This is a genomic window from Faecalibacterium taiwanense (assembly GCF_036632915.2).
Classification (GTDB): Bacteria; Bacillota; Clostridia; order Oscillospirales; family Ruminococcaceae; genus Faecalibacterium; species Faecalibacterium taiwanense.
The window spans coordinates 1048065-1066611 of sequence record NZ_CP155552.1; the positions used below are offsets into that span (position 1 = coordinate 1048065).

General features: G+C 53.7%; 15 protein-coding genes and 5 pseudogenes. 15 read left to right on the plus strand and 5 right to left on the minus strand.

Features of this window, described 5'->3' with window-relative positions; translation table 11 throughout:
- The first annotated feature begins 70 nt into the window (after positions 1-70).
- From PXT33_RS05280 to PXT33_RS05290, 3 genes and pseudogenes are all read left to right on the plus strand, one after another.
- Entirely contained in the window at positions 71-298 is a 228-nt protein-coding gene (locus PXT33_RS05280; RefSeq protein WP_347070515.1) for a hypothetical protein, read from the plus strand.
- On the plus strand, positions 268-801 hold the full coding sequence (locus PXT33_RS05285) for a hypothetical protein (RefSeq protein WP_347070516.1): 534 nt from the start codon (positions 268-270) through the stop codon (positions 799-801). The genes PXT33_RS05280 and PXT33_RS05285 overlap by 31 nt, the downstream gene beginning before the upstream one ends.
- Positions 802-1432: 631 nt before the next feature.
- Positions 1433-1615: pseudogene (locus PXT33_RS05290) on the plus strand (DUF6061 family protein); the annotation flags it as partial.
- A gap of 65 nt (positions 1616-1680) precedes the next feature.
- On the opposite strand, the gene PXT33_RS05295 reads toward PXT33_RS05290, so the two are convergent.
- Positions 1681-2364, minus strand: coding sequence for a Crp/Fnr family transcriptional regulator (locus PXT33_RS05295; protein WP_294648589.1), 684 nt, complete (start codon positions 2362-2364; stop codon positions 1681-1683).
- A gap of 163 nt (positions 2365-2527) precedes the next feature.
- On the opposite strand from PXT33_RS05295, the gene PXT33_RS05300 reads away from it, so the two are divergent.
- Positions 2528-5932: an acyl-CoA dehydratase activase gene (locus tag PXT33_RS05300; RefSeq protein WP_347070517.1), complete on the plus strand. Its 3405-nt coding sequence runs from the start codon at positions 2528-2530 to the stop codon at positions 5930-5932.
- A 101-nt stretch (positions 5933-6033) separates the two neighbouring features.
- Entirely contained in the window at positions 6034-6402 is a 369-nt protein-coding gene (locus tag PXT33_RS05305; protein ID WP_347070518.1) for a hypothetical protein, read from the plus strand.
- A 74-nt stretch (positions 6403-6476) separates the two neighbouring features.
- Here PXT33_RS05305 and PXT33_RS05310 read toward each other — a convergent pair whose 3' ends face one another.
- From PXT33_RS05310 to PXT33_RS05325, 4 genes are read right to left on the minus strand one after another with little or no spacing between them, the layout of a single operon-like run.
- Entirely contained in the window at positions 6477-7130 is a 654-nt protein-coding gene (locus PXT33_RS05310; protein WP_291016114.1) for a cupin domain-containing protein, read from the minus strand.
- Positions 7127-7930 carry an ABC transporter ATP-binding protein gene (locus PXT33_RS05315; RefSeq protein WP_332376038.1) on the minus strand — a complete coding sequence of 268 codons (804 nt, stop codon included), beginning with the start codon at positions 7928-7930 and terminating at the stop codon, positions 7127-7129. The genes PXT33_RS05310 and PXT33_RS05315 overlap by 4 nt, the downstream gene beginning before the upstream one ends.
- On the minus strand, positions 7927-8958 hold the full coding sequence (locus tag PXT33_RS05320; protein WP_097781444.1) for an iron ABC transporter permease: 1032 nt from the start codon (positions 8956-8958) through the stop codon (positions 7927-7929). Before PXT33_RS05320 ends, PXT33_RS05315 begins: the two co-directional genes overlap by 4 nt.
- Positions 8958-10124 carry an ABC transporter substrate-binding protein gene (locus PXT33_RS05325; protein ID WP_332376039.1) on the minus strand — a complete coding sequence of 389 codons (1167 nt, stop codon included), beginning with the start codon at positions 10122-10124 and terminating at the stop codon, positions 8958-8960. The genes PXT33_RS05320 and PXT33_RS05325 overlap by 1 nt, the downstream gene beginning before the upstream one ends.
- A 374-nt stretch (positions 10125-10498) precedes the next feature.
- On the opposite strand from PXT33_RS05325, the gene PXT33_RS05330 reads away from it, so the two are divergent.
- From PXT33_RS05330 to PXT33_RS05375, 10 genes and pseudogenes are all read left to right on the plus strand, one after another.
- Positions 10499-10624 carry a hypothetical protein gene (locus PXT33_RS05330; protein WP_332376691.1) on the plus strand — a complete coding sequence of 42 codons (126 nt, stop codon included), beginning with the start codon at positions 10499-10501 and terminating at the stop codon, positions 10622-10624.
- Positions 10625-10848: 224 nt separating this feature from the next.
- The gene (locus tag PXT33_RS05335) at positions 10849-11616 is read left to right on the plus strand and encodes an alpha/beta hydrolase (RefSeq protein ID WP_332376040.1); all 768 of its coding nucleotides are present in this window, start codon (positions 10849-10851) and stop codon (positions 11614-11616) included.
- A 101-nt stretch (positions 11617-11717) separates the two neighbouring features.
- Positions 11718-11978: pseudogene (locus PXT33_RS05340) on the plus strand (MBL fold metallo-hydrolase); the annotation flags it as partial.
- 199 nt (positions 11979-12177) lie between these two features.
- A complete protein-coding gene (locus PXT33_RS05345; protein WP_332376041.1) occupies positions 12178-13629 on the plus strand; it encodes a ParB/RepB/Spo0J family partition protein in 1452 nt (483 codons plus the stop codon).
- 282 nt (positions 13630-13911) lie between these two features.
- Positions 13912-14253 carry a hypothetical protein gene (locus tag PXT33_RS05350; RefSeq protein WP_332376042.1) on the plus strand — a complete coding sequence of 114 codons (342 nt, stop codon included), beginning with the start codon at positions 13912-13914 and terminating at the stop codon, positions 14251-14253.
- A pseudogene (locus PXT33_RS05355) lies at positions 14253-14965 on the plus strand (antirestriction protein ArdA). Before PXT33_RS05350 ends, PXT33_RS05355 begins: the two are co-directional and overlap by 1 nt.
- 126 nt (positions 14966-15091) lie before the next feature.
- Positions 15092-15487 (plus strand): PcfB family protein, encoded by a 396-nt coding sequence (locus PXT33_RS05360; RefSeq protein WP_332376044.1) that lies wholly within the window; start codon positions 15092-15094, stop codon positions 15485-15487.
- Positions 15474-17326, plus strand: a pseudogene (locus tag PXT33_RS05365) (VirD4-like conjugal transfer protein, CD1115 family). The gene PXT33_RS05360 and the pseudogene PXT33_RS05365 overlap by 14 nt, the downstream one beginning before the upstream one ends.
- Positions 17327-17424: 98 nt before the next feature.
- Positions 17425-17637 carry a Maff2 family protein gene (locus PXT33_RS05370; RefSeq protein ID WP_101877630.1) on the plus strand — a complete coding sequence of 71 codons (213 nt, stop codon included), beginning with the start codon at positions 17425-17427 and terminating at the stop codon, positions 17635-17637.
- Positions 17638-17646: 9 nt separating this feature from the next.
- Positions 17647-18512: pseudogene (locus PXT33_RS05375) on the plus strand (VirB6/TrbL-like conjugal transfer protein, CD1112 family).
- The last annotated feature ends 35 nt before the right edge of the window (positions 18513-18547 follow it).

Genomic DNA, 18547 nt, shown 5'->3' on the forward strand with positions numbered 1-18547 from the left:
ATGCCGGGGAGGAGGTGCTCTGGCAGGCTGACCCGGAGGTCTGGCCCCGTCACGCGCCCATCCTTTTTCCGTGGACAGGGAGCTGCCCGGCAGCTCCTACTCTCACAAAGGCAAGACCTACCATGTGGTCAAGCAGGGCTTTGCCAGGGATGTGGAACACACGCTGGTGCGGGCTGATGAGAACGAGATCGTCTTGGAGCTGCGTTCCAGCCCGGAGCTTAAGGCGACGCAGTTCCCTTTGATTTTATTCTGCGCAGCACGTTCCGGTTGGAGAACCGGACGGTCTGCCACACTCTGACCGTGGAAAATCCCGGCAGCGAGGAGCTGCGCTTCGGCATCGGCTTTCATCCCGCATTCAACATCCCCTTTGACCGTCACCATACCACAGAGGATTACGAGTTCCGGTTTGACCGGCCGGAAAGCCCGGTCATTCTGGATGCCCGGCCCCATGGGCTGCTCAGCGGAAAGTGCTATTACAAATGGAAAAATGCCGAGAAGATCCAGCTGACCGATGATCTGTTTTCCAACGACAGCTTCTGCATGGCGGGGCTGCGGACCAGAACGTTGGGCATTTATGAAAAAGACAGCGGGCGGCACATCGTCTGCAATGTTGAGGATTTTCCGTACAAGCTGATCTGGAGCGCGCTGGCAAAGCCGGTCCGCTTTGTCTGCATCGAGCCATGGCACTCTCTGCCCAGCGCAGAGACCGACCCGCAGGAGTGGAGCGAGCGCGCCGCCGCCGTCTGTCTTGCACCCGGAAAAAGCTGGTCTACGACCCTTTCCACCACCGTCATGCGGTGAAGACCAGCAGCAGTTTCCAAGCACCTGCCGCACAGCGGGCTGGAAATGCAAAAAGTCCCATGCCGCACCGGAAAGGCGGGCGTGGGACTTTTGCTTTGGGCGTTGCGGGCCGGGGCGTTTGTTTTGCTTCAGCTTTGGTCAAAAGACCGGTGCACTCCAGAGCCGGGCGCAGGGCTAGGTATAAAAGCACAGCGCAGGCGGTGGAGACCACGCTGTTTACAAAGGTGATTAGCGGAAGGAAAGCAGGTTCATCATAGTAGTATCCTCCAAGACTTGATTTTTGGTGTGCGGTCACTCGAACTAATGCCGTCAAGTCGTTGTCGGATGAAGTGGTTTTCAGTTTGTCTGGGAGTAAGTGCACGATTTCTGCACGGATTTTGCACGGTTTCAAAACGTGCAGAGGGTGCTTTTCGATGCGAAATCCGACAAAGGATGCAGAAGCTGCCGGGAGAAAAATCACGTTGCTTTGATTGAAAATGACGATAGCTCGAAACTTCCATAAATTGAGACGAACCGGCGGCTTGCTCTCTTAATCAGTGGGCCCAGGGTTCGAGTCCCTGGAGGTGCACCACATCAACAAAATCCGAACTTTTTTCCGATAGGAGAAGGGTTCGGATTTTTTGTATTCTATGGGAGAAAAATTTCCATTGACTGTACCGGGGTTGAGGATGCACTGGATGTGACCATGGCGCAGCAGACGGAACTGGACTACCTTATCTACAATGACCCACTGGGCTATGCGGATTTGATTCTGAACGGCGACCCGAAGGAATATTTGAAGAATGTGTCCGGTAGTCGTACACTAGAAGATTAAAAAGTAATTGTCTGTCGAACAAAAACATTCGGCAGACAATTTTTTTCATAGATTTAGAAGTACTGTCAGTTCCAACCATACAAAAACGTTGGATTCAACAGGTGAATCTTTGCACCGGAAAAATCAAGGATCCTCTCATCGCGCATCCGGCACAGCTCACGGGAAAGAGCACTGCGGTCCACACAGAGGAAATCTGCCAGTTCTGTCCGGGTGTAGGGCAGACTGTAACAGCCTTTTTCATCGGGTGTCAAGGTTTGAAGATAAATCTTCAGACGATCTCGAAGCCGTTTTTGTGCTAAAATACGCACTTTGGTGTTAAAAAAGAGAAGCTGCTGCGCCATATCCTGCATAAGATTTGCTGTGACTTGCATCCGGCAGGGACAGGTCAGCGTTTTCTGTGACAGCAATGCGCTGAAATCCAGCAGCATTACAGTACAGTCCGAACTGGCACGCAGACAGACCGGACTTGTCGTCCAGCCAGTACAGGCCAGTTCTGCACCAAATATTTCTCCGGGATGAAAACGGCAGATGCTGATTTGATTGCCATTTTCATCATAAAAAAATTCTTCCATCGTGCCATCCAGCAGAACACCCGTATTGTGGCTCTGCTCACCCAGCTCGACGATGTGCGCACCACGAGGATATTCACGGACAGTCGCATTCAAGCAACTAAGGACTTCCCTATATTTTCGTGGCTGGATGCCGTTGAACATGCCGCATTGCTGTAAAATTGAATAATATTGCTCCATCTTAAAATTTACTTTGCCGTTGCCATAACAACGGACACTCCGAGGTAGTTGTGTTAAACTCTTGGTTAGAGATGTCTAATTAAAAGGCATCATTATTATACGGTATAAAGTTTGAAATGTCAAACCCTATAACGTTCAGGGTTGATATCGAAGGAGTGACACAATGCTTTCGTTGGGAATGGATATCGGTACATCAACGGTCAAGTTGGTGCTGTTGAAAAATCAAGAAATTGAAAAGCAGTGGATGGCGGTGCATCACGGCAACCCTTTTGTCTGCCTGAAAAAGGGTCTTTCCACGTTGGAACTGGCGATGGATACTCCGTTTTCACTCTGTGTGACCGGAAGCAACACGGAGGCTCTGCTGGAGCAAGATTCAGCCATTCCCTCTTTAGGCGACATCCCAGCTATCGTCGAGGGTGTGCGCTGGATCATTCCGCAGGTGGGTTCGGTCATTGAAATTGGCAGTCAGGGCGCGCGATTCATCACGGATTTGCAGAGCCGTGCACCGCAGTTCGCAGTCAACGAACACTGTGCAGGCGGCACGGGCTCGTTCTTTGAAGATCAGATGTCCCGTGTGGGCTGCAAGCTGGAGGATTACTCTTCTCTGGTAAAGCAGGCACAGAGTGTTCCGCGCCTTTCTGGCCGGTGTGCGGTCTTTGCCAAAACAGATATCATCCACCGCCAGCAGGAAGGAGTTTCCACACCGGATATCCTGCTAGGATTGTGTTATGCCATGATCCGTAACTATAAGGCGACCATCGTGCGGCGGCTTCCGGTCTGTAAACCTGTGGTATTCTGCGGCGGTGTTACCTGCAATGCAGGCGTGATCCGAGCCATCCGGGATGTATTCGGGTTGAGTGAGAAAGAACTCACCGTTCCGGAGTTTGCCCGATATGAAGCGGCTCTTGGTGCTGCACTCAAAGCATCCGGCTCGTTCACGTTACGTCAACTGAATGATTCTCTGGACCGTACACTAACAACACACCACATGGTCGGAACATTGCCCAAACTGGAACTGCGCCCCGGTACGAGCCTTGCGGAGCCAAACGCTACCAAGATCATTCCAGAAAGTGGCTGCGCATTAGGCATTGATATTGGTTCGACCAGCACGGACCTCGTTCTGGTTGGTGCTGACGGCGAACTGGTAGACTTTCAATATCTGCGCACCGCAGGTGACCCGGAAGGAGCTGTCCGCAAAGGCCTTGCAAGTATTCGTCAGCGGTTTGGCGATATCCGGTTCACCGCAGTCGGTGTGACCGGTTCAGGACGAGAGCGCGTCGGCAAACGCATCGGAGCAGATGCTGTCCGGGATGAGATCACTGCGCAAGCCAAAGGAGCTGCTCATTGGGTGCCGGAAGTCGATACCGTGTTTGAGATTGGCGGACAGGATAGCAAATACATTAGCATCCAGAACGGTGAAGTTGTGGATTTTCAGATGAACAAGATCTGCGCTGCCGGTACCGGTTCTTTTGTGGAAGAACAAGCTGCCCGTATGGGCATCCCACTGGCGGAGTTTGGCCCATTGGCCTTATCCTCTGAACATCCGGCATCCTTGGGAGAACGGTGCACGGTGTTTATCGAAACGGCCATTGCGTCCGCTTCCGCTGAAGGTATTTCACGGGCGGATATTGCCGCAGGCCTTTGTCATTCCATCGTGCAGAACTATCTGCATAAAGTGGTTGGTTCTAAACCTGTGGGTCAGCACATCGTTTTGCAGGGTGGTGTCGATTACAACCCCGGCATTGTGGCGGCATTCCAATCCGTATACGGCGACCGCGTACAGGTCAGCCCGGTCTTTTCCATCAGTGGTGCGTATGGTGCGGCTTTGCTGGCACAGGAAGCTGTGGGCAACGCACTCAGTCGATTTGTGGGATTTGACAGCCCGGCAAAGGACGCAGAGGACAGCCGCAGTGCGGAGATCCAGAAGAACATTGACTTCTACAAGCAGGCGGACAAACTGCTTTTGGAGGGTTATACCGGCAAACGCGACCCACGTAAAAAGACCGTAGGTGTGCCTTTTGCGTTGATGATCCACAAATTCTTCCCGATGGCGAATGCCTTCTTTACCTCGTTGGGCTTCAATGTCGTCCTGACCAACCCCACCAGTGAGGAAACGATCCGGCTGGCTCAGCAGACCGCACAAGGGGAGACCTGCTACCCGGTCAAACTTATTTACGGCCATATGCAGCAGCTCATCGACCAAAAAGTAGATTATATCTTCCTGCCCACCATCCACACGATGAAGCACGAAAAGAGCCGTGTGAAACACAACTACGGCTGCGTCTATATGCAGACGGCAGCCGTATCCATTGCCAAAGCTCTGGACATTGAGAGCAAGGGCATCACCTTGCTCAGTCCGGTGTTTGACCTCGATTTTGGGCAGGAAGCTATGGCATCTGCAATGCTGGGACTGAGCAAGATTTTAGGAATCCCGAAACCGTTTTGTGCCAAAGCTCTGCTCAGTGGTGCCATGGCGGTGCGCCGCCATACCGCCGCCGTGGAAAAACAGGGCAAAGCTCTGCTGGCGACCCTGAGACCGGACGATAAAGTGTTGGTGCTCATCACCCGCAACTACGGCGTTTCCGACCCCATCCTGAACATGGGCATCCCGGAACTGCTGTTGGAACGCGGCTATAAAGTCATTACGCTGAGCCACCTGCCCGGCCATGCGCTGGACATCTCCGATGAATACGATAATCTTTATTATCCGTTCGGGCAGCATATCCTGTCCGGAGCAAAGCTGATTGCTCACCACCCGAACCTCTACGCTGTCTACCTGACGAACCACGGCTGCGGCCCGGACACCATGCTCTCACACCTGTTCAAGCAGGAGATGGGCGATAAACCCTACCTGCAAATCGAAGTGGATGAGCATTTTTCCAATGTGGGTGTCATCACTCGCATTGAAGCGTTCCTGAACAGCTTGCAACACCGCCCGGCGGTGGCTCTGCCGATAGATTTCAACATCGAGCAGGTCGATATTCACCCCTGTCGTCTGGCACAGACACCATCCCCCAATGTGCCACTCTATCTTCCGGCGATGGGTGCTTATACGCCCTATCTGGCCGCATATTTCAAACAGCAAGGGGCAGATCCCTACGAGCTGCAGCACCTGACGGACGATATTCTAAGCCTTGGCCGAGCAGAGACGAGTGCAAAAGAATACCTGCCTTTCCCGGCACTGCTGGGCAGTATCCTTGCCGAGCGAAAAAACGACCAGACACATGCGCAGTTCCTGATTCCGCAGACGCAGGGAGCGGAAGCAGACGGTCAATACGCCCGTGTCATCCGTGCTGTGTTGGACCGCAGAAAAGAGCTGAATGCTCAACTGGTCAGCCCGATGCTGGAAACACTGCCCGAAATGGCGCAGAACCGTGATGCTCTCTTCCGCGCACTGTTGGCGGGAGATATCCTCTATGCTGCTCCGGCAGATAAACGTGCAGACATTTCGGCACAGTGGGATGCTCTGCCCGGCTGGGAGCAGCTGCACGCTGCGGCGAGGGAAATCGGCGCACTTCCCCCACCAAAGGCCGCCGTATCGCTGCTGTTGGTACGCCGCTCTGCCTGACAGAACTGGACAGCGGCGTACTTGCCGCGCTGGAAGCCGAAGGCGAACAGGTACTTCGCGCCCCACTCAGCGAGGCACTCTGGTTTCTGTGGAAAGACAATTTGGATGAAAACAAACCATCGGCTGGTTGGCTTGACCAGATGCAGAGGCAGATGCAGACCCTTGGTAATGAACTTGGAGCGCACAGTGCCTTTGCGGAAGACGCTGAAACACTGTTCCTCATTGCGGACTCTGCCTTGCCGAATTTTTCAGGCGGGAACGGTCGATATCGGTACGCCAAGGCCGTGGAGCTTTCTGGCCGTACCAATGCAGTGCTGACCCTTGCACCCCGGTATGAAAATACCGCTATGATTCTGGATATGCGCGGCCTGCACGATGCCTGCAGTGCCCCACTGTTCCAGCTTTCCCTTGATAACGACTGGGATGAAACTGCATGGAGCCGCCTGCGCTCGTTCCTCTACTACTGCTGAATCTGGCAGACGCAAAGAACCCGTCCGGTACGTCCGGACGGGTCCTTTGCGTCTGTTATGAAACAGAAAATCGCTTATTCGATGACCAGCAGCAGGCTCATTTTGAATTTGCCCTGTGCGGTAACGCTGTGCAGGCCGTTCTTATCGAAGCGGAAGCTCTCGCCTGCGTTCAGTTCGTAATCCTTACCCTCATAGCCAATAATGGCCTTGCCTTCGAGGGCGGTCAGGATGGCATTGCCGGGAGCGCGGTGCGGAGTCAGGCCGGTGCCCTCGTCAAAAGCCATCAGGACAAATTTCATGTTGTCTGCATGAGCGATGTCCAGATTGGCGATGCTGCCCTCTTCATAAGAAATGAGGTTCTTCAGTTCGGTGGGCTGGCCTGCCTTGATGATATTGTTCATGGTAAAATTCTCCTTTTTCAAAATGATTTCGGTATAGATCATTCCACTGTCGGTTTTTGTGCCGCACAGTGTTTTCGGCGGTACATACAGCACTTCTCCGGGTTTGACAGACACTTCCTGCCCATCGACTCCCAGAAGGAACCTGCCGTTTCCCTCACCACCCAGATAAAGAGTGGTGCAGTCATAGTATTCCGGGGTGATAGAAGTGCCTGCGCCCAAGGAAAACCATGTTATCGGCACTCCATAGCCCAGTCCGGAAGGTCGGGAAACGGTCATAGCGTCCCGGATCGGGCGAACCTGGGAAAGTGTAAAAGGGACATTGTTCATACAGCAGTTTCCTCCCGCAGAGCAACCGGAACGATGCTGCGCACCGACCGCCCCTGATAATGCAGTTCATCCACCAGCACCTGAACATCAAAAGAATACGAGATGTTCTCCTCGTTCAAGATCTCCGCAGCTGGACCGTAGAAAAATTCGCCTTTGCGGTTCAGCATCAGGGCTTCGTCCGCTACGCTCATGGCATTGGTGGGATAGTGGGTATTCATGATGGCACTGATGCCGGATTCATGCGCCAGCCGCTCCACCATATTCAGCACTAAGATCTGATTGTGGAAATCCAGACCGGTTTCCGGCTCGTCCAGAATGATGAGCTTCGGCTCATTGATGAGGGCACGGGCAATGAGCACCATTTGCAGTTCACCGCCGCTCATCCGGTTGAAGTCTTTGTTGGCAAGACGGGTGATCCCCACCCGTTCCATCATGGCTTCCGCCATTTCGATTTCCTCTTTGCCGGGTTGCTGAAAGGCTCCGAGATGCGCACTGCGCCCCAGCAGAACCATTTCCAGACCGGTGTAGGAAAAAGCGAAGCCACGGGACTGCGGAATGTAGGAGATAGTGCTCCAGACATCCTTCGGCTTGAGGGTGTGGATATCCTTCCCGTAAAGCAGAGTCTTGCCGCTGTGCCATGGCAGCAGACCGATCATGCACTTGAGCAGGGTGGTTTTACCAATGCCGTTTGGACCAAGAATCGCAAGGATGTGGCCTTCTTCCAGGCTCAAATTGATGCTTTCGAGAATCACAGGCTGCTTCGGGTAGCCGAAGCAACCGTTCTGCACTTCTAAGATCATTGCAGATTGCTCCTTGTTTTATTCAACAGAGAAATAAACGCCGGTGCACCGATGATAGCGGTGAGGATGGAAAGAGGCAGCTCGATGATGCTGATGCTGCGGGACAGGGTATCGATCAGGATCATAAAGCTGGCTCCCAGACTGAGACTGAGGGGCACCACATAACGGTTGTTGCTTCCAACCAGCATCCGGGATGCGTGCGGGATCAGCAGACCAATCCAGCCCACCTGACCGCACATGGAAACGGCTGAAGCCGTGACCAGCGTAGATGCAACAATGAACAGCATCCGGGTCTGCTTGATGTTGATGCCGCTGGTACGAGCCTCGTCATCACTCAGTGAAAGGATGTTCAGCCGCCAGCGCAGCAGATAGATGATGATGATTCCAGCAACGATAAGTGGGCAGCCAATCAGGATCTTTTGGTAACTGGCACTGGTAAAGCTGCCCATGAGCCAGTAGGTGATCTCCGGCAGCTTGTCCTGCGGATCGGCAGTATATTTCAGCAGCGAACCCAGTGCGTTGAACAGAGAGGATGCAATCGTGCCGGCCAGCACCAGATAAACCATAGAACGCCCATCACTCTTGCCTGCGATTTTCAGAGTAAAACAGACGGAAATCAGGCCAAAGACCAAGGCGATGAGCTGCGTTTCCAGAATACTGCAAGACAGGATAATAGCAAGAATTGCACCCACACAGGTGCCGCTGGTTACACCCAAAATATCCGGTGTGGCAAGCGGATTGGAGAATAAGGATTGATAGGTATTGCCTGCACAAGACAGACCTGCGCCAACAATGATGGCCATTAGAATGCGGGGCAGCCGCAGATTAATGACGATGGAGTAGTTCTGTACATTTGAGGTACTCCCACCCGTCAGAGCAGTGCGCAAAGCCGAAAGGACTTCGCCTATCGGAACACTCATTCGCCCAAAGCACAGGCAGATGAGTGCGGTCACAAGGGGCAAAGCAAACATCAATACCACGGCCAGAGGAGTGAACCGGCCTTTTTTGATCCAGATGGTATCTTTCATCAGTACAGCAGCATTTCCTCCAACTCGTCATCTGTCACATCGTAGCCGTACCATGTCTTGTAATATTCCTTGATGGTATCGCCCAGCGGATAATCGGCAAAAGCATCCGGGTAGGTGTTGCAGGCCAGCCATGCCAGCACCAGCGGAGCATCCGGATTCGGGGTGAACCAGTTCCACATACCCAACGTAGTGTTGTAGACTCGGCCGCTCTTCACGGCAGTCAGGGTGGAGAAGTCAGCACCGTCCACATTCCCGCTCAGCACGTCCTCGGTGCGCAGGGGCTGCAGGCCGGGACCATCCAAGAAAAGAATATCGGGATCCCAGCTATAAATCTGCTCCATGCTGGCCTGTGCAAAGCCAGTAGCTTCCAGTGCCTTATCCGTCACACCCAGACGCTTCATCCAGTAGGTTCCAAAGGTGCCCTGACCGGATACCTGCGGCACACCGTCTGCATACTTCCACAGAATCAGCGCACTGGGGCGATCCGTTTGAGGAATTTCCGCAATACGGGCTTCCACATCGGTCACGATCTCATCACCGGCAGCAACAAAGGCGTCGGTCTTGCCCGGTTCGTTGAAGATCTGCTCCAGCAGCTTCAGCCACTCTTCGTAACGCTCAATGGGATCAGCTTCCGTAGATGCGCCCACGGTAGCGAAACCGATGGAGGGGATTCCGCTGGCCTTCAGGATTTCGGCATGGGAGGAGTTGCCAGCATTGTACAGGATAACATCAGGGTTCAGCTTCATGATCTCCTCGATGTTCAGGTCGCTCTGAGCATAGACCGTATCGCTGGACTCCAGAAGCTCCGGGGCGATATTCTTCAATACAGTGTCAGAAATGACCGACTTGAAAGAGCCGCAGTAACCCACGATGTAGGGAGCACTGCCCTCAAAATAAGCCATGTAGGTGGACAGGATTGGAATCTGGTCGATGACGACACGGGTGACCTTATTAGGCACTTCTACTTCGTTGCCGCCGTGGTCTACGACGGTATGGGTACCGGTCTCATCCAGAGATGCGGCAGAGGAAGTTGCTTCGCTGGATACAGCGGAAGAAGCCACAGAAGAAGCCGTGCTGCTGGAAGAAGAACCGCAGGCGGCCAGAACACCGGCTGCACTTACAGCAGCCATGGCAGTGATAAACGAACGGCGAGAAATTTTTTTCATGGAAAACTCCTTTGATAAATCGATGATTCTTTGGTTGTGGCAGTTAGTTAGCAATAACCAACTGCAGAGCATTTTATCAAATTCACTTTCCTTTGTCGGTTGCTATGGCAACGGCAGCGTAAATTTATGTGATGGTAAAAATAGCAACAAAAATAGGGTGCGCCCCTGAATAGGACGCACCCTGCCATCGCAATTCACGATTTGATTTGTTGGCAACAACCGTGAATTGCATATCGCAAACAAGTTGTTGAGAATTGCACTGCTTGTAAAACTTGCGATTAAATCCGCATACGACAGCGATACGTACAACAGGGCGTTCCCCGTCGAAAACGCTCTGTTTTTCTTCATATCTGCTCAGCTTTGCCGCCGGAGCCATGCTGTATGTGGTGGTGGAGGAACTGATTCCGAAAATGTCGCAGGGGCAGCACTCCAACGTTGGCACGGTGTTTTTTGTGGTGGGCTTCAGCGTGATGATGGTGCTGGATGTGGCACTGGGGTGACGGTTGGGGGCCGAAAGCGAAATCTCTTTCGGAATTTCCGAAAATGCCTAAACTTCTTGACAGAGGAGACGGCAGGGCGTATTATTTTGGCAGAAGGACCGCTGAGAAGCGGCTTTTTATAAGACTGAAAGTTAGCTTCACCTAACTCACAACTCTGCCCTATACGAAGAAATATATCTCTTCTATTTACAGGTGGAAAATAAATAGAGAAGGAGCGTATCAGGATGAAGATCTACCATTTTGGTGCAGAGGATGCCCCGGTACTGTTGCTGCTGCCGGGCACCTGTTGCCATTGGAAAAGCAATTTCGGTGTGGTGATCCCGCTTCTGGCTGACAGCTTCCGGGTGCTGTGCGTCAGCTACGATGGCTTTGATGAGACTGAACAGACCGAATTTCCCACCATGCTGGAGGAGACCGAAAAGATCGAGGCCTACCTCAAGAACCACTGCGGCGGTCGCATCCGGGCGGCCTACGGCTGCTCTTTGGGCGGCTCGTTTGTGGGGCTGCTGGCGGCGCGGCAGAACATCCACATGGACTACGGCATTCTGGGTAGCTCCGATTTGGATCAGGCGTCGCCGCTGACGGCAAGCTTGCAGACGGATTTTCTGCTGCCATTGATCTACCCTGTGGTGCGGGACGGAAAGATTAAGGCGAAATTTCTCCAAAAACGTCTGGACAAGTGTGCTAAAGAGTCGGGGGATTATGTCAAGGCTTTTCTGAAAATGTTTGGCGATGCCCGCCCTTATGTGACCATGCAGAGCTGCAAAAACCAGTTCTACTCCGATCTTATCACTCCGCTGCCGGATAAGATCCATGTGCCCGGTACCGAGATCCATATTTTTTACGTCCTGAAAATGGGCGCAAAATATCGTGCCCGGTATCAGCAGCATTTTGCACATCCTGTTCTCCATGAGCAGAACTTGCAGCACGAGGAATTGCTGGCCTGTCACCCGGAGCAGTGGGCGCATCTGGTAAAAAGCATTGTATTGTGAACGGTAAAACGTATCTGGAGCAAGCAGGATTTTGTAAGATCCAGAACCACAAAAATAAAAAGGGCTGGCTGTGCATCACAGCACAGAAATGAGGTGTGATCATGTCGAAAAAAGCAACGGAATTTCAAAGAAAAGCAATGAGCTGGATGTACCGGGGCAAGGAGATCTTCAAGCCATTGAACACCGGCTGGATCGACGAGAATGTTGCCTGCGTGCGCGAATGGGTGGCGAACATCTTCTTCTACCGCAAAGGCGATACGACCATTATGGTCGATGCGGGATATAACTACGACCGCCTTGCCGAAAAAATGGGCTGGCTTGGGATTGATCCGAAGTCGATACACCATATGATTGTTTCCTATTAGGAACGCTGTAAATACAAGGCTTTTCGGAGCCTACGAACCACAAAAATAATATTTGATCTATCACATTACACAAAAAGCCGCCCGGCGTTCAAATCGGGCGGCTTTTTTGCGTGGATAGACCGGAAGGAGGCGGAAAAATAATTACAGAAATTTAACCCGCAAAATTGTGCAACTTTCACGAAAAGGAGGATAGTGAATGGCAGATGAAAAATTGAACACAGGCCCCGGTGAGGAGAAGCTCCCGGAGGCTCCCGCTCCTGTTACGGTTGACGGGCCCCAGGCTCCGGCTCCCGAACAGACTGCCGCTCCCACACCCCAGCAGGAGGGGCCTGCCCAGCCCGAGCCCGGTGATGTGGTGGTGTCCTTTGACAAAATCAATGAGCTGATGAATGAAAAGCGGCAGACAGCCCGGGCCGAGGTAGAAAAAGAGGAGGCGGCAAAAGAGCCGGAGGAGAAAACGCAGGAGGAACCTCCCGCCGCTGGGGATGACGAACCGAAAAAGGCCCGTCGGGGCCGTCCCCCAAAAGAGGAAAAAGCGGAGCCTGCTGGCAAGGAGGCGGCGAAGCCCCGCAAGGGCCGCCCACCCAAGGCGGATAAGGCGGCCCCCGGCGAGGCCACGCCGACTAAGCGAGACAAATTGTCCCGAAGTGGGAAAAAGGCTGCGGAGGTTAAAGCTGCCCCCGAACCCGAAAAGGCCCCACCCGAAAATGCGGCTCCTACCCCGGAACAGTCTCCGCCTGAGCCAGCCGCTCCGCCCCGTCCTGTGGAGGAAGGAAAGCTGGTCTATCTGAAGCTTTCCGAAATGCATCCGTTCCACACATTCCGCCCCCACCCGTTTAAGGTGCGGGATGACGCCAAAATGCAGGAAACGGTGGCGTCCATCAAGGCAAACGGCGTAATGGTTCCCGGCCTTGCCCGCCCGGAAAAGGATGGCAACGGTTATGAGATCGTGGCGGGCCATCGCCGCCATCATGGTTGTGAGCTGGCCGGGCTGGAGGAAATGCCCTTTATCGTCCGGGAAATGACTGACCACGAGGCGGTACAGGCCATGAAGGACAGCAACAAGCAGAGGGATCAGACGCTCCCCAGCGAACTGGCCGCCCTGCTGGAGCTGGAAGTGGAGGACATCAAGCACCAGGGCGGGCGGCTGAAAAATGTGGCCGAGGGCGATATTGGAAAACGCTCCGTTGAGATCGTGGGCGAGGCGCACGACATGAACTATAAAAAGGTCATGCGTTATCTGCGGCTGAACTCCCTTGTGCCGGAACTGCTGGACAAGGTGGACGATAAAAAAATGGGCTTTATGCCCGCTGTGGAGATTTCCTATATCCGCCCCAAAAACCAGCGGCTGATCGCTGTTTCCATTGACGGAGAACAGGCGTCCCCCTCTCTGGCCCAGGCGAAAAAGCTCCGGGAGCTGGATAAGGATGGGAAACTCAACGGTGATGTCATTGATGGCATCTTATCAGAAAAGAAAAAGGAGGATCGAGGCGTGATTATTTCTACCGCTGAACTGGAAAAGTATTTTGGCAAGGAGGCCACTCCCGCCAAAATGAAGGAGCAGATCATGACTTTGCTGGACGAGTGGAAAGAGAAACAGCCGCCCGAACTGGCGAAGGCTCCGAAAAAGATGGAGCAGGACAAGTAACCACTTCGAGACATTTTGTCCCGAGGGCCCTGCCCTCCGCATCATGGCTCTGGTGGTATATATCCCCCGTCGCCGCCTGTTTTTCGTACAGCCGGGAGCGGGCTGTCAAGGGTGCATCGCACCGCCGTTTTACGGCGGCCTGCCCTTGACGGTCTGCCCCGGCTGTGCTATTTCCTCGGCAAGCGGCGGGGGTATATCCTCCAGAGCCGCCCCTTTCCCATGATTGGGAAAGGGCGGGGGATTGGGCTGAACTTTCTTATTAAAATATCGGAGGTATTGACTATGAAGCGTCCCCTTGCATACATTACCGCCGCTTGGCTTGGCGGCGACAGTGAAAACGCAGAACAGGCCGTCCGCTACTGCCGGGCGGTTTATGAGGCAGGCTTTTCCCCGATCTGCCCGCCCCTTTATCTGCCCCTGTTTCTCAATGACGCAGTACCCGAGGAGCATAAAAGCGGCATCGACATGGGCCGTGACCTCTTGCGCCGCTCCCATGTGCTGGTGGTCTGCGGCCACACCATGACCGAGGCCATGAAAAATGATATTGCCGTGGCCCAGCGGCTGGGAATTACCGCCACCACCCTTGAGGGCATCCTGACCGTCAAGGGACAGGGCAAACGCTGATGGAGTCTGTTTTTGAGGCTTTCATTTCAAATCCTGCCCTTTACAGTGCGGGGCATCTGGTGGGGAAACGCTGCATTTCCCCACCAACACGGAGGAGGTGCAGTCCCTCTTAAAGCGGATCGGCGTGGACGGGGTGCGCTGCCAGGAATACTTTATTATCTCCTTTGACAGCGACATTCTCGGCCTTTATGACTATCTGGGCGAGTATGAAAACATTGACGAGCTCAACCACCTGGCCCATCTGCTGAAGGAGCTCTCCCCATCAGAACGGGAAACGCTGGAGGCGGTTATGGACAGCGGCCAGCATTGTGGCTCGGTGCAGGACTTGATCAACCTTACGCAAAATCTGGACTGCTACGACCTGCATCCCGGTGTGGACAATGAGGAAATGCTGGGCCGCCTTTATGTGGAGGATATGGAAAGTCTCGAAGTGCCGGACAATATAAAACCCTACTTTGACTTTGAAGCATACGGGCGGGACATTTCCATCAACGAAAACGGACACTTTGCACCGGGCGGCTATGTGACGAAGGTAAGTGACGATTTCCGGGAGGTCTACCACGGCCCCCAGGACATCCCCGCTGAACACAGGGTTTTTGCTTACCCCCAGCTTTCGATCCGGGAGCAGATGGCCGCTTATCAAGACATTATTGACGGTTCCTCAAAGGAGGGGTTCCGGCGGCTGGCTGAAAAACACCATGAGGAACGGTAACAGGACTTCGAGACAATTTGTCCCAAGGCGAAAGGAGGCGGTGTAACTGATTGATGAAGAAATTTCCCGGAGCTCCATAGCGATTTCTGTCCGGGCCAGCAAGCTGACAGCCCGGGGCTGGCCTATGTGCTCCGGGCGGCGGGCCGCCAGATCGCCAAACGGCATAAGACAGCCCAAAGGCCCCACGGCAGGCAGAGCGTGAAAAAGCTCATGGCCCACGGCGAAAATGTGAACAGCATCGAGGTGGAGGCCCCGAAGCTCTTTGACCGTATGGCCCGCCGTTTTAATGTGGACTATGCCTTTTACAAAACCGGGCCGGACAAATACCTGCTGTTTTTCAAGGCGGGACAGGCGGATGCAATTACCGCCTGTTTTGAGCGGTACTCCCGCAGGCTTCTGGAACAGTCAAAATCCAGCCGCATCCCCATCCGGGAACAGCTCAAAAAAGCGGCGGAACAGCTTGTAAAGGAACCGCACAAAACACAGGAACGGACAAAGGAGGTGGTTCGTGAAGAACGATAGCATCAAAAAATACCTTATTCCCAACATCCCGTATCTGTTTGTCCTGTGGGCCTTTCTCAAGCTGGGGACGGCCTACCGTCTGGCGGCGGGTGCGGATTTTGCTCATAAGCTCATGGGGCTGGGCCAGACCATTGGCCCGGCCTTTGCCGACTTTGCCCCGGGGCTTGCTCCCTTTGACTGGCTCGTTGGCATTGTGGGGGCTGTGGCGTTCCGGGTGATGGTCTATGTGAAAAGCAAAAACGCCAAAAAATTTCGGCGGGATGAGGAGTATGGATCAGCCCGTTGGGGCTGTCCGAAAGATATAGCCCCTTTCGTAGATCCAAAGTTTGAAAACAACATCATTCTGACCGGGACGGAGTTCCTTACCATGAATACCCGTCCGAAAAATCCAGCCAACGCCCGCAACCTCAATGCCTGTGTGATCGGTTCGTCCGGCTCCGGCAAAACCCGGTTCTGGCTTACCCCGCAGATTTTGCAAGCCAGCGCAGACAAAAACGGCGGATGCAGCTATGTGTGTGTCGATCCCAAAGGAGGCGTTCTAGGGCAGGTGGGCCACTTCCTGCAAAAGTGTGGGTATCGGATCAAGGTGTTCAATTCCATTGATTTCACAAAATCCATGCACTATAACCCGCTGGCGTACATCCGCAACGAGGCCGACATCCTTAAATTTGTGGACGCCCTCATTTCCAACACAAAAGGCGAAGGCAAGGAAGGCGATCCATTCTGGACAAAATCGGAAACCCTGCTTTACTGCGCCCTCATCGCCTATATCATTTTTGAGGGCCCCGCCGAGGATCGGAACATGAACACATTGGTTGACATGATTTCCGGGATGGAGGTCAAGGAGGATGACGAGGATTTTATGAACGCCGTGGACTATATGTTTGCGGGCCTGGAAAAACGAAAGCCGGATTGCTTTGCGGTCAAGCAGTATAAAAAGTACAAACTGGCCAGCGGCAAAACAGCGAAGTCGATCCTTATTTCCTGCGGCGCAAGGCTGGCTCCCTTTGACATCCCCCAGCTTCGGGAGGTCATGGCCTATGACGAGCTGGAGCTTGACCGCATCGGGGATCGAAAAACGGCGGTGTTCTTTATCATCTCGGACACTACGCAAACCTATAACTTCCTTGTGGCTCTGGCCTTTTCGCAGATGTTCAATCTGCTGTGCGAGAGGGCCGACAATGTTCACGGAGGCCGCCTGCCCCACCATGTACGGGTGCTGTGGGACGAGGCCGCCAACACAGGGCAGGTTCCCCAGCTTGAAAAAATCGTGGCTGTCATCCGTTCCCGTGAGATCAGCTTGACGCTGTTCTATCAGCAGTTGGCTCAGTGTAAGGCGATTTACGATAAACACGCCGAAACTATTTTGGGAAATATGGACAGCGTGATATTCCTCGGAGGCCGGGAGGCCAGCACCATCAAGGAAATATCCGAGAACTGGCTGGGTAAGGCTACCATCTCCATGCAGACGGACAGCCGCTCCCGTGGCCAGTCGGAAAGCTACAGTCAAAATAACCAGCGGCTGGGCCGGGAGCTGATGACACCAAGCGAGCTGGCGACCATGCCCGGGGATAAGTGCATTTTACAGCTTCGGGGCCTGCCCCGTTCTATTCCCCGAAATACGATTTGAAAAAGCACCCGAACTACCGATATACGGCTGAAGCCGACAAAAAGAAAAACGCCTTTGACCTTGACCGGCTCATTAACCGCCGCAGGCGGCCCGGGCAGGACGAGCTGTGTGAGGTGTATGCCGTGGCTGTGCCGGACGATGGGCTCACAAGCGAGGACGAGGACATCCTCAATTATGATGACATCGACGATCCGGACGCCTTTGCATAAATAGGGCTTTGGGACAAAGTGTCCCGAAGTATGTAACCTGCCGCCAGAAATGGCGGCTTTTTTCATGGCCGGGAATACCCCGGAGAAAAGGAGGCTCTATGCAGTTTTTCACTTCCGCTATTGATACTTTGCAGACTCTTGTTGTAGCCCTCGGCGCTGGACTTGGCGTGTGGGGCGTTGTCAATCTGCTGGAGGGCTATGGATCGGACAACCCAGGTTCCAAAAGCCAGGGCATCAAGCAGCTCATGGCTGGCGGCGGCATCATCCTTTTGGGAACCACGCTGATCCCCCTGCTGTCTGGCTTGTTCTAAGGAGGGCTTATGGATTTTCTCACCGACTGGCTCACGAACTGGCTGAAAGAGCTGTTGATCAGCGGCATCATGGGGAACCTCGAAGGGCTCTTTGATACCGTCAATGCCAAAGTCGGAGAGATTGCGGTACAGGTAGGGACTACCCCGGCGGCATGGAACGCCGGGGTTTTCTCCTCATCCGCCAGCTTTCCGAAACGGTGATCCTGCCGATTGCCGGATTGGTGCTGACCTTTGTTGCCACCTACGAGCTGATACAGATGCTTTTGGAAAAGAACAATATGCACGAGTTTGATGTGGCGAATATCTACAAATGGGTATTCAAAACCGCTTGTGCCATCCTCATTCTTTCCAACACCTTTGATATTGTCATGGCGGTGTTCGATGTGTCGCAGAGCGTGATTGCGGATGCGGCGGGGCTCATCCAAGGCTCCACCGACATTACGCCGGATATGCTGGCGGAGCTGGAAACCACGCTGGAGGGCATGGACTTGGGGCCGCTCCTTGGCCTGTGGCTCCAGTCCTCTGTGATCGGGCTGACCATGCAGATCATGGGGATCATCATTTTTGTTCTGGTGTATGGAAGAATGATTGAAATATATTTAATGACCAGTCTGGCCCCTCTCCCCGTTGCCACGCTTTCCAACCGGGAGCTGGGCGGCACAGGGCAGAACTACCTAAAATCCCTGTTCGCCGTGGGCTTTCAAGGGATGCTCATACTGGTCTGTGTTGCGATCTATGCGGTGCTCGTCCAGGGCATCGCCACAGGCGGCGATCCGATTGGAGCGATATGGGGAACCGTAGGCTATACGGTTCTTTTGTGCTTCATGCTGTTTAAGACAGGCGGCATCGCCCAGCGCATCTTCGGGGCGCATTAAACGGACGGACTTCGGGACAATTTGTCCCGAGGCCG

Bases quoted from the DNA above. Each gene is read 5' to 3' on its own strand.
- PXT33_RS05295 (WP_294648589.1), bottom strand. From the start codon at position 2,364: ATGGAGCAATATTATTCAATTTTACAGCAATGCGGCATGTTCAACGGC.
- PXT33_RS05300 (WP_347070517.1), top strand. From the start codon at position 2,528: ATGCTTTCGTTGGGAATGGATATCGGTACATCAACGGTCAAGTTGGTG.
- PXT33_RS05310 (WP_291016114.1), bottom strand. From the start codon at position 7,130: ATGAACAATGTCCCTTTTACACTTTCCCAGGTTCGCCCGATCCGGGAC.
- PXT33_RS05315 (WP_332376038.1), bottom strand. From the start codon at position 7,930: ATGATCTTAGAAGTGCAGAACGGTTGCTTCGGCTACCCGAAGCAGCCT.
- PXT33_RS05320 (WP_097781444.1), bottom strand. From the start codon at position 8,958: ATGAAAGATACCATCTGGATCAAAAAAGGCCGGTTCACTCCTCTGGCC.
- PXT33_RS05325 (WP_332376039.1), bottom strand. From the start codon at position 10,124: ATGAAAAAAATTTCTCGCCGTTCGTTTATCACTGCCATGGCTGCTGTA.
- PXT33_RS05330 (WP_332376691.1), top strand. From the start codon at position 10,499: ATGCTGTATGTGGTGGTGGAGGAACTGATTCCGAAAATGTCGCAGGGG.
- PXT33_RS05335 (WP_332376040.1), top strand. From the start codon at position 10,849: ATGAAGATCTACCATTTTGGTGCAGAGGATGCCCCGGTACTGTTGCTG.
- PXT33_RS05345 (WP_332376041.1), top strand. From the start codon at position 12,178: ATGGCAGATGAAAAATTGAACACAGGCCCCGGTGAGGAGAAGCTCCCG.
- PXT33_RS05350 (WP_332376042.1), top strand. From the start codon at position 13,912: ATGAAGCGTCCCCTTGCATACATTACCGCCGCTTGGCTTGGCGGCGAC.
- PXT33_RS05370 (WP_101877630.1), top strand. From the start codon at position 17,425: ATGCAGTTTTTCACTTCCGCTATTGATACTTTGCAGACTCTTGTTGTA.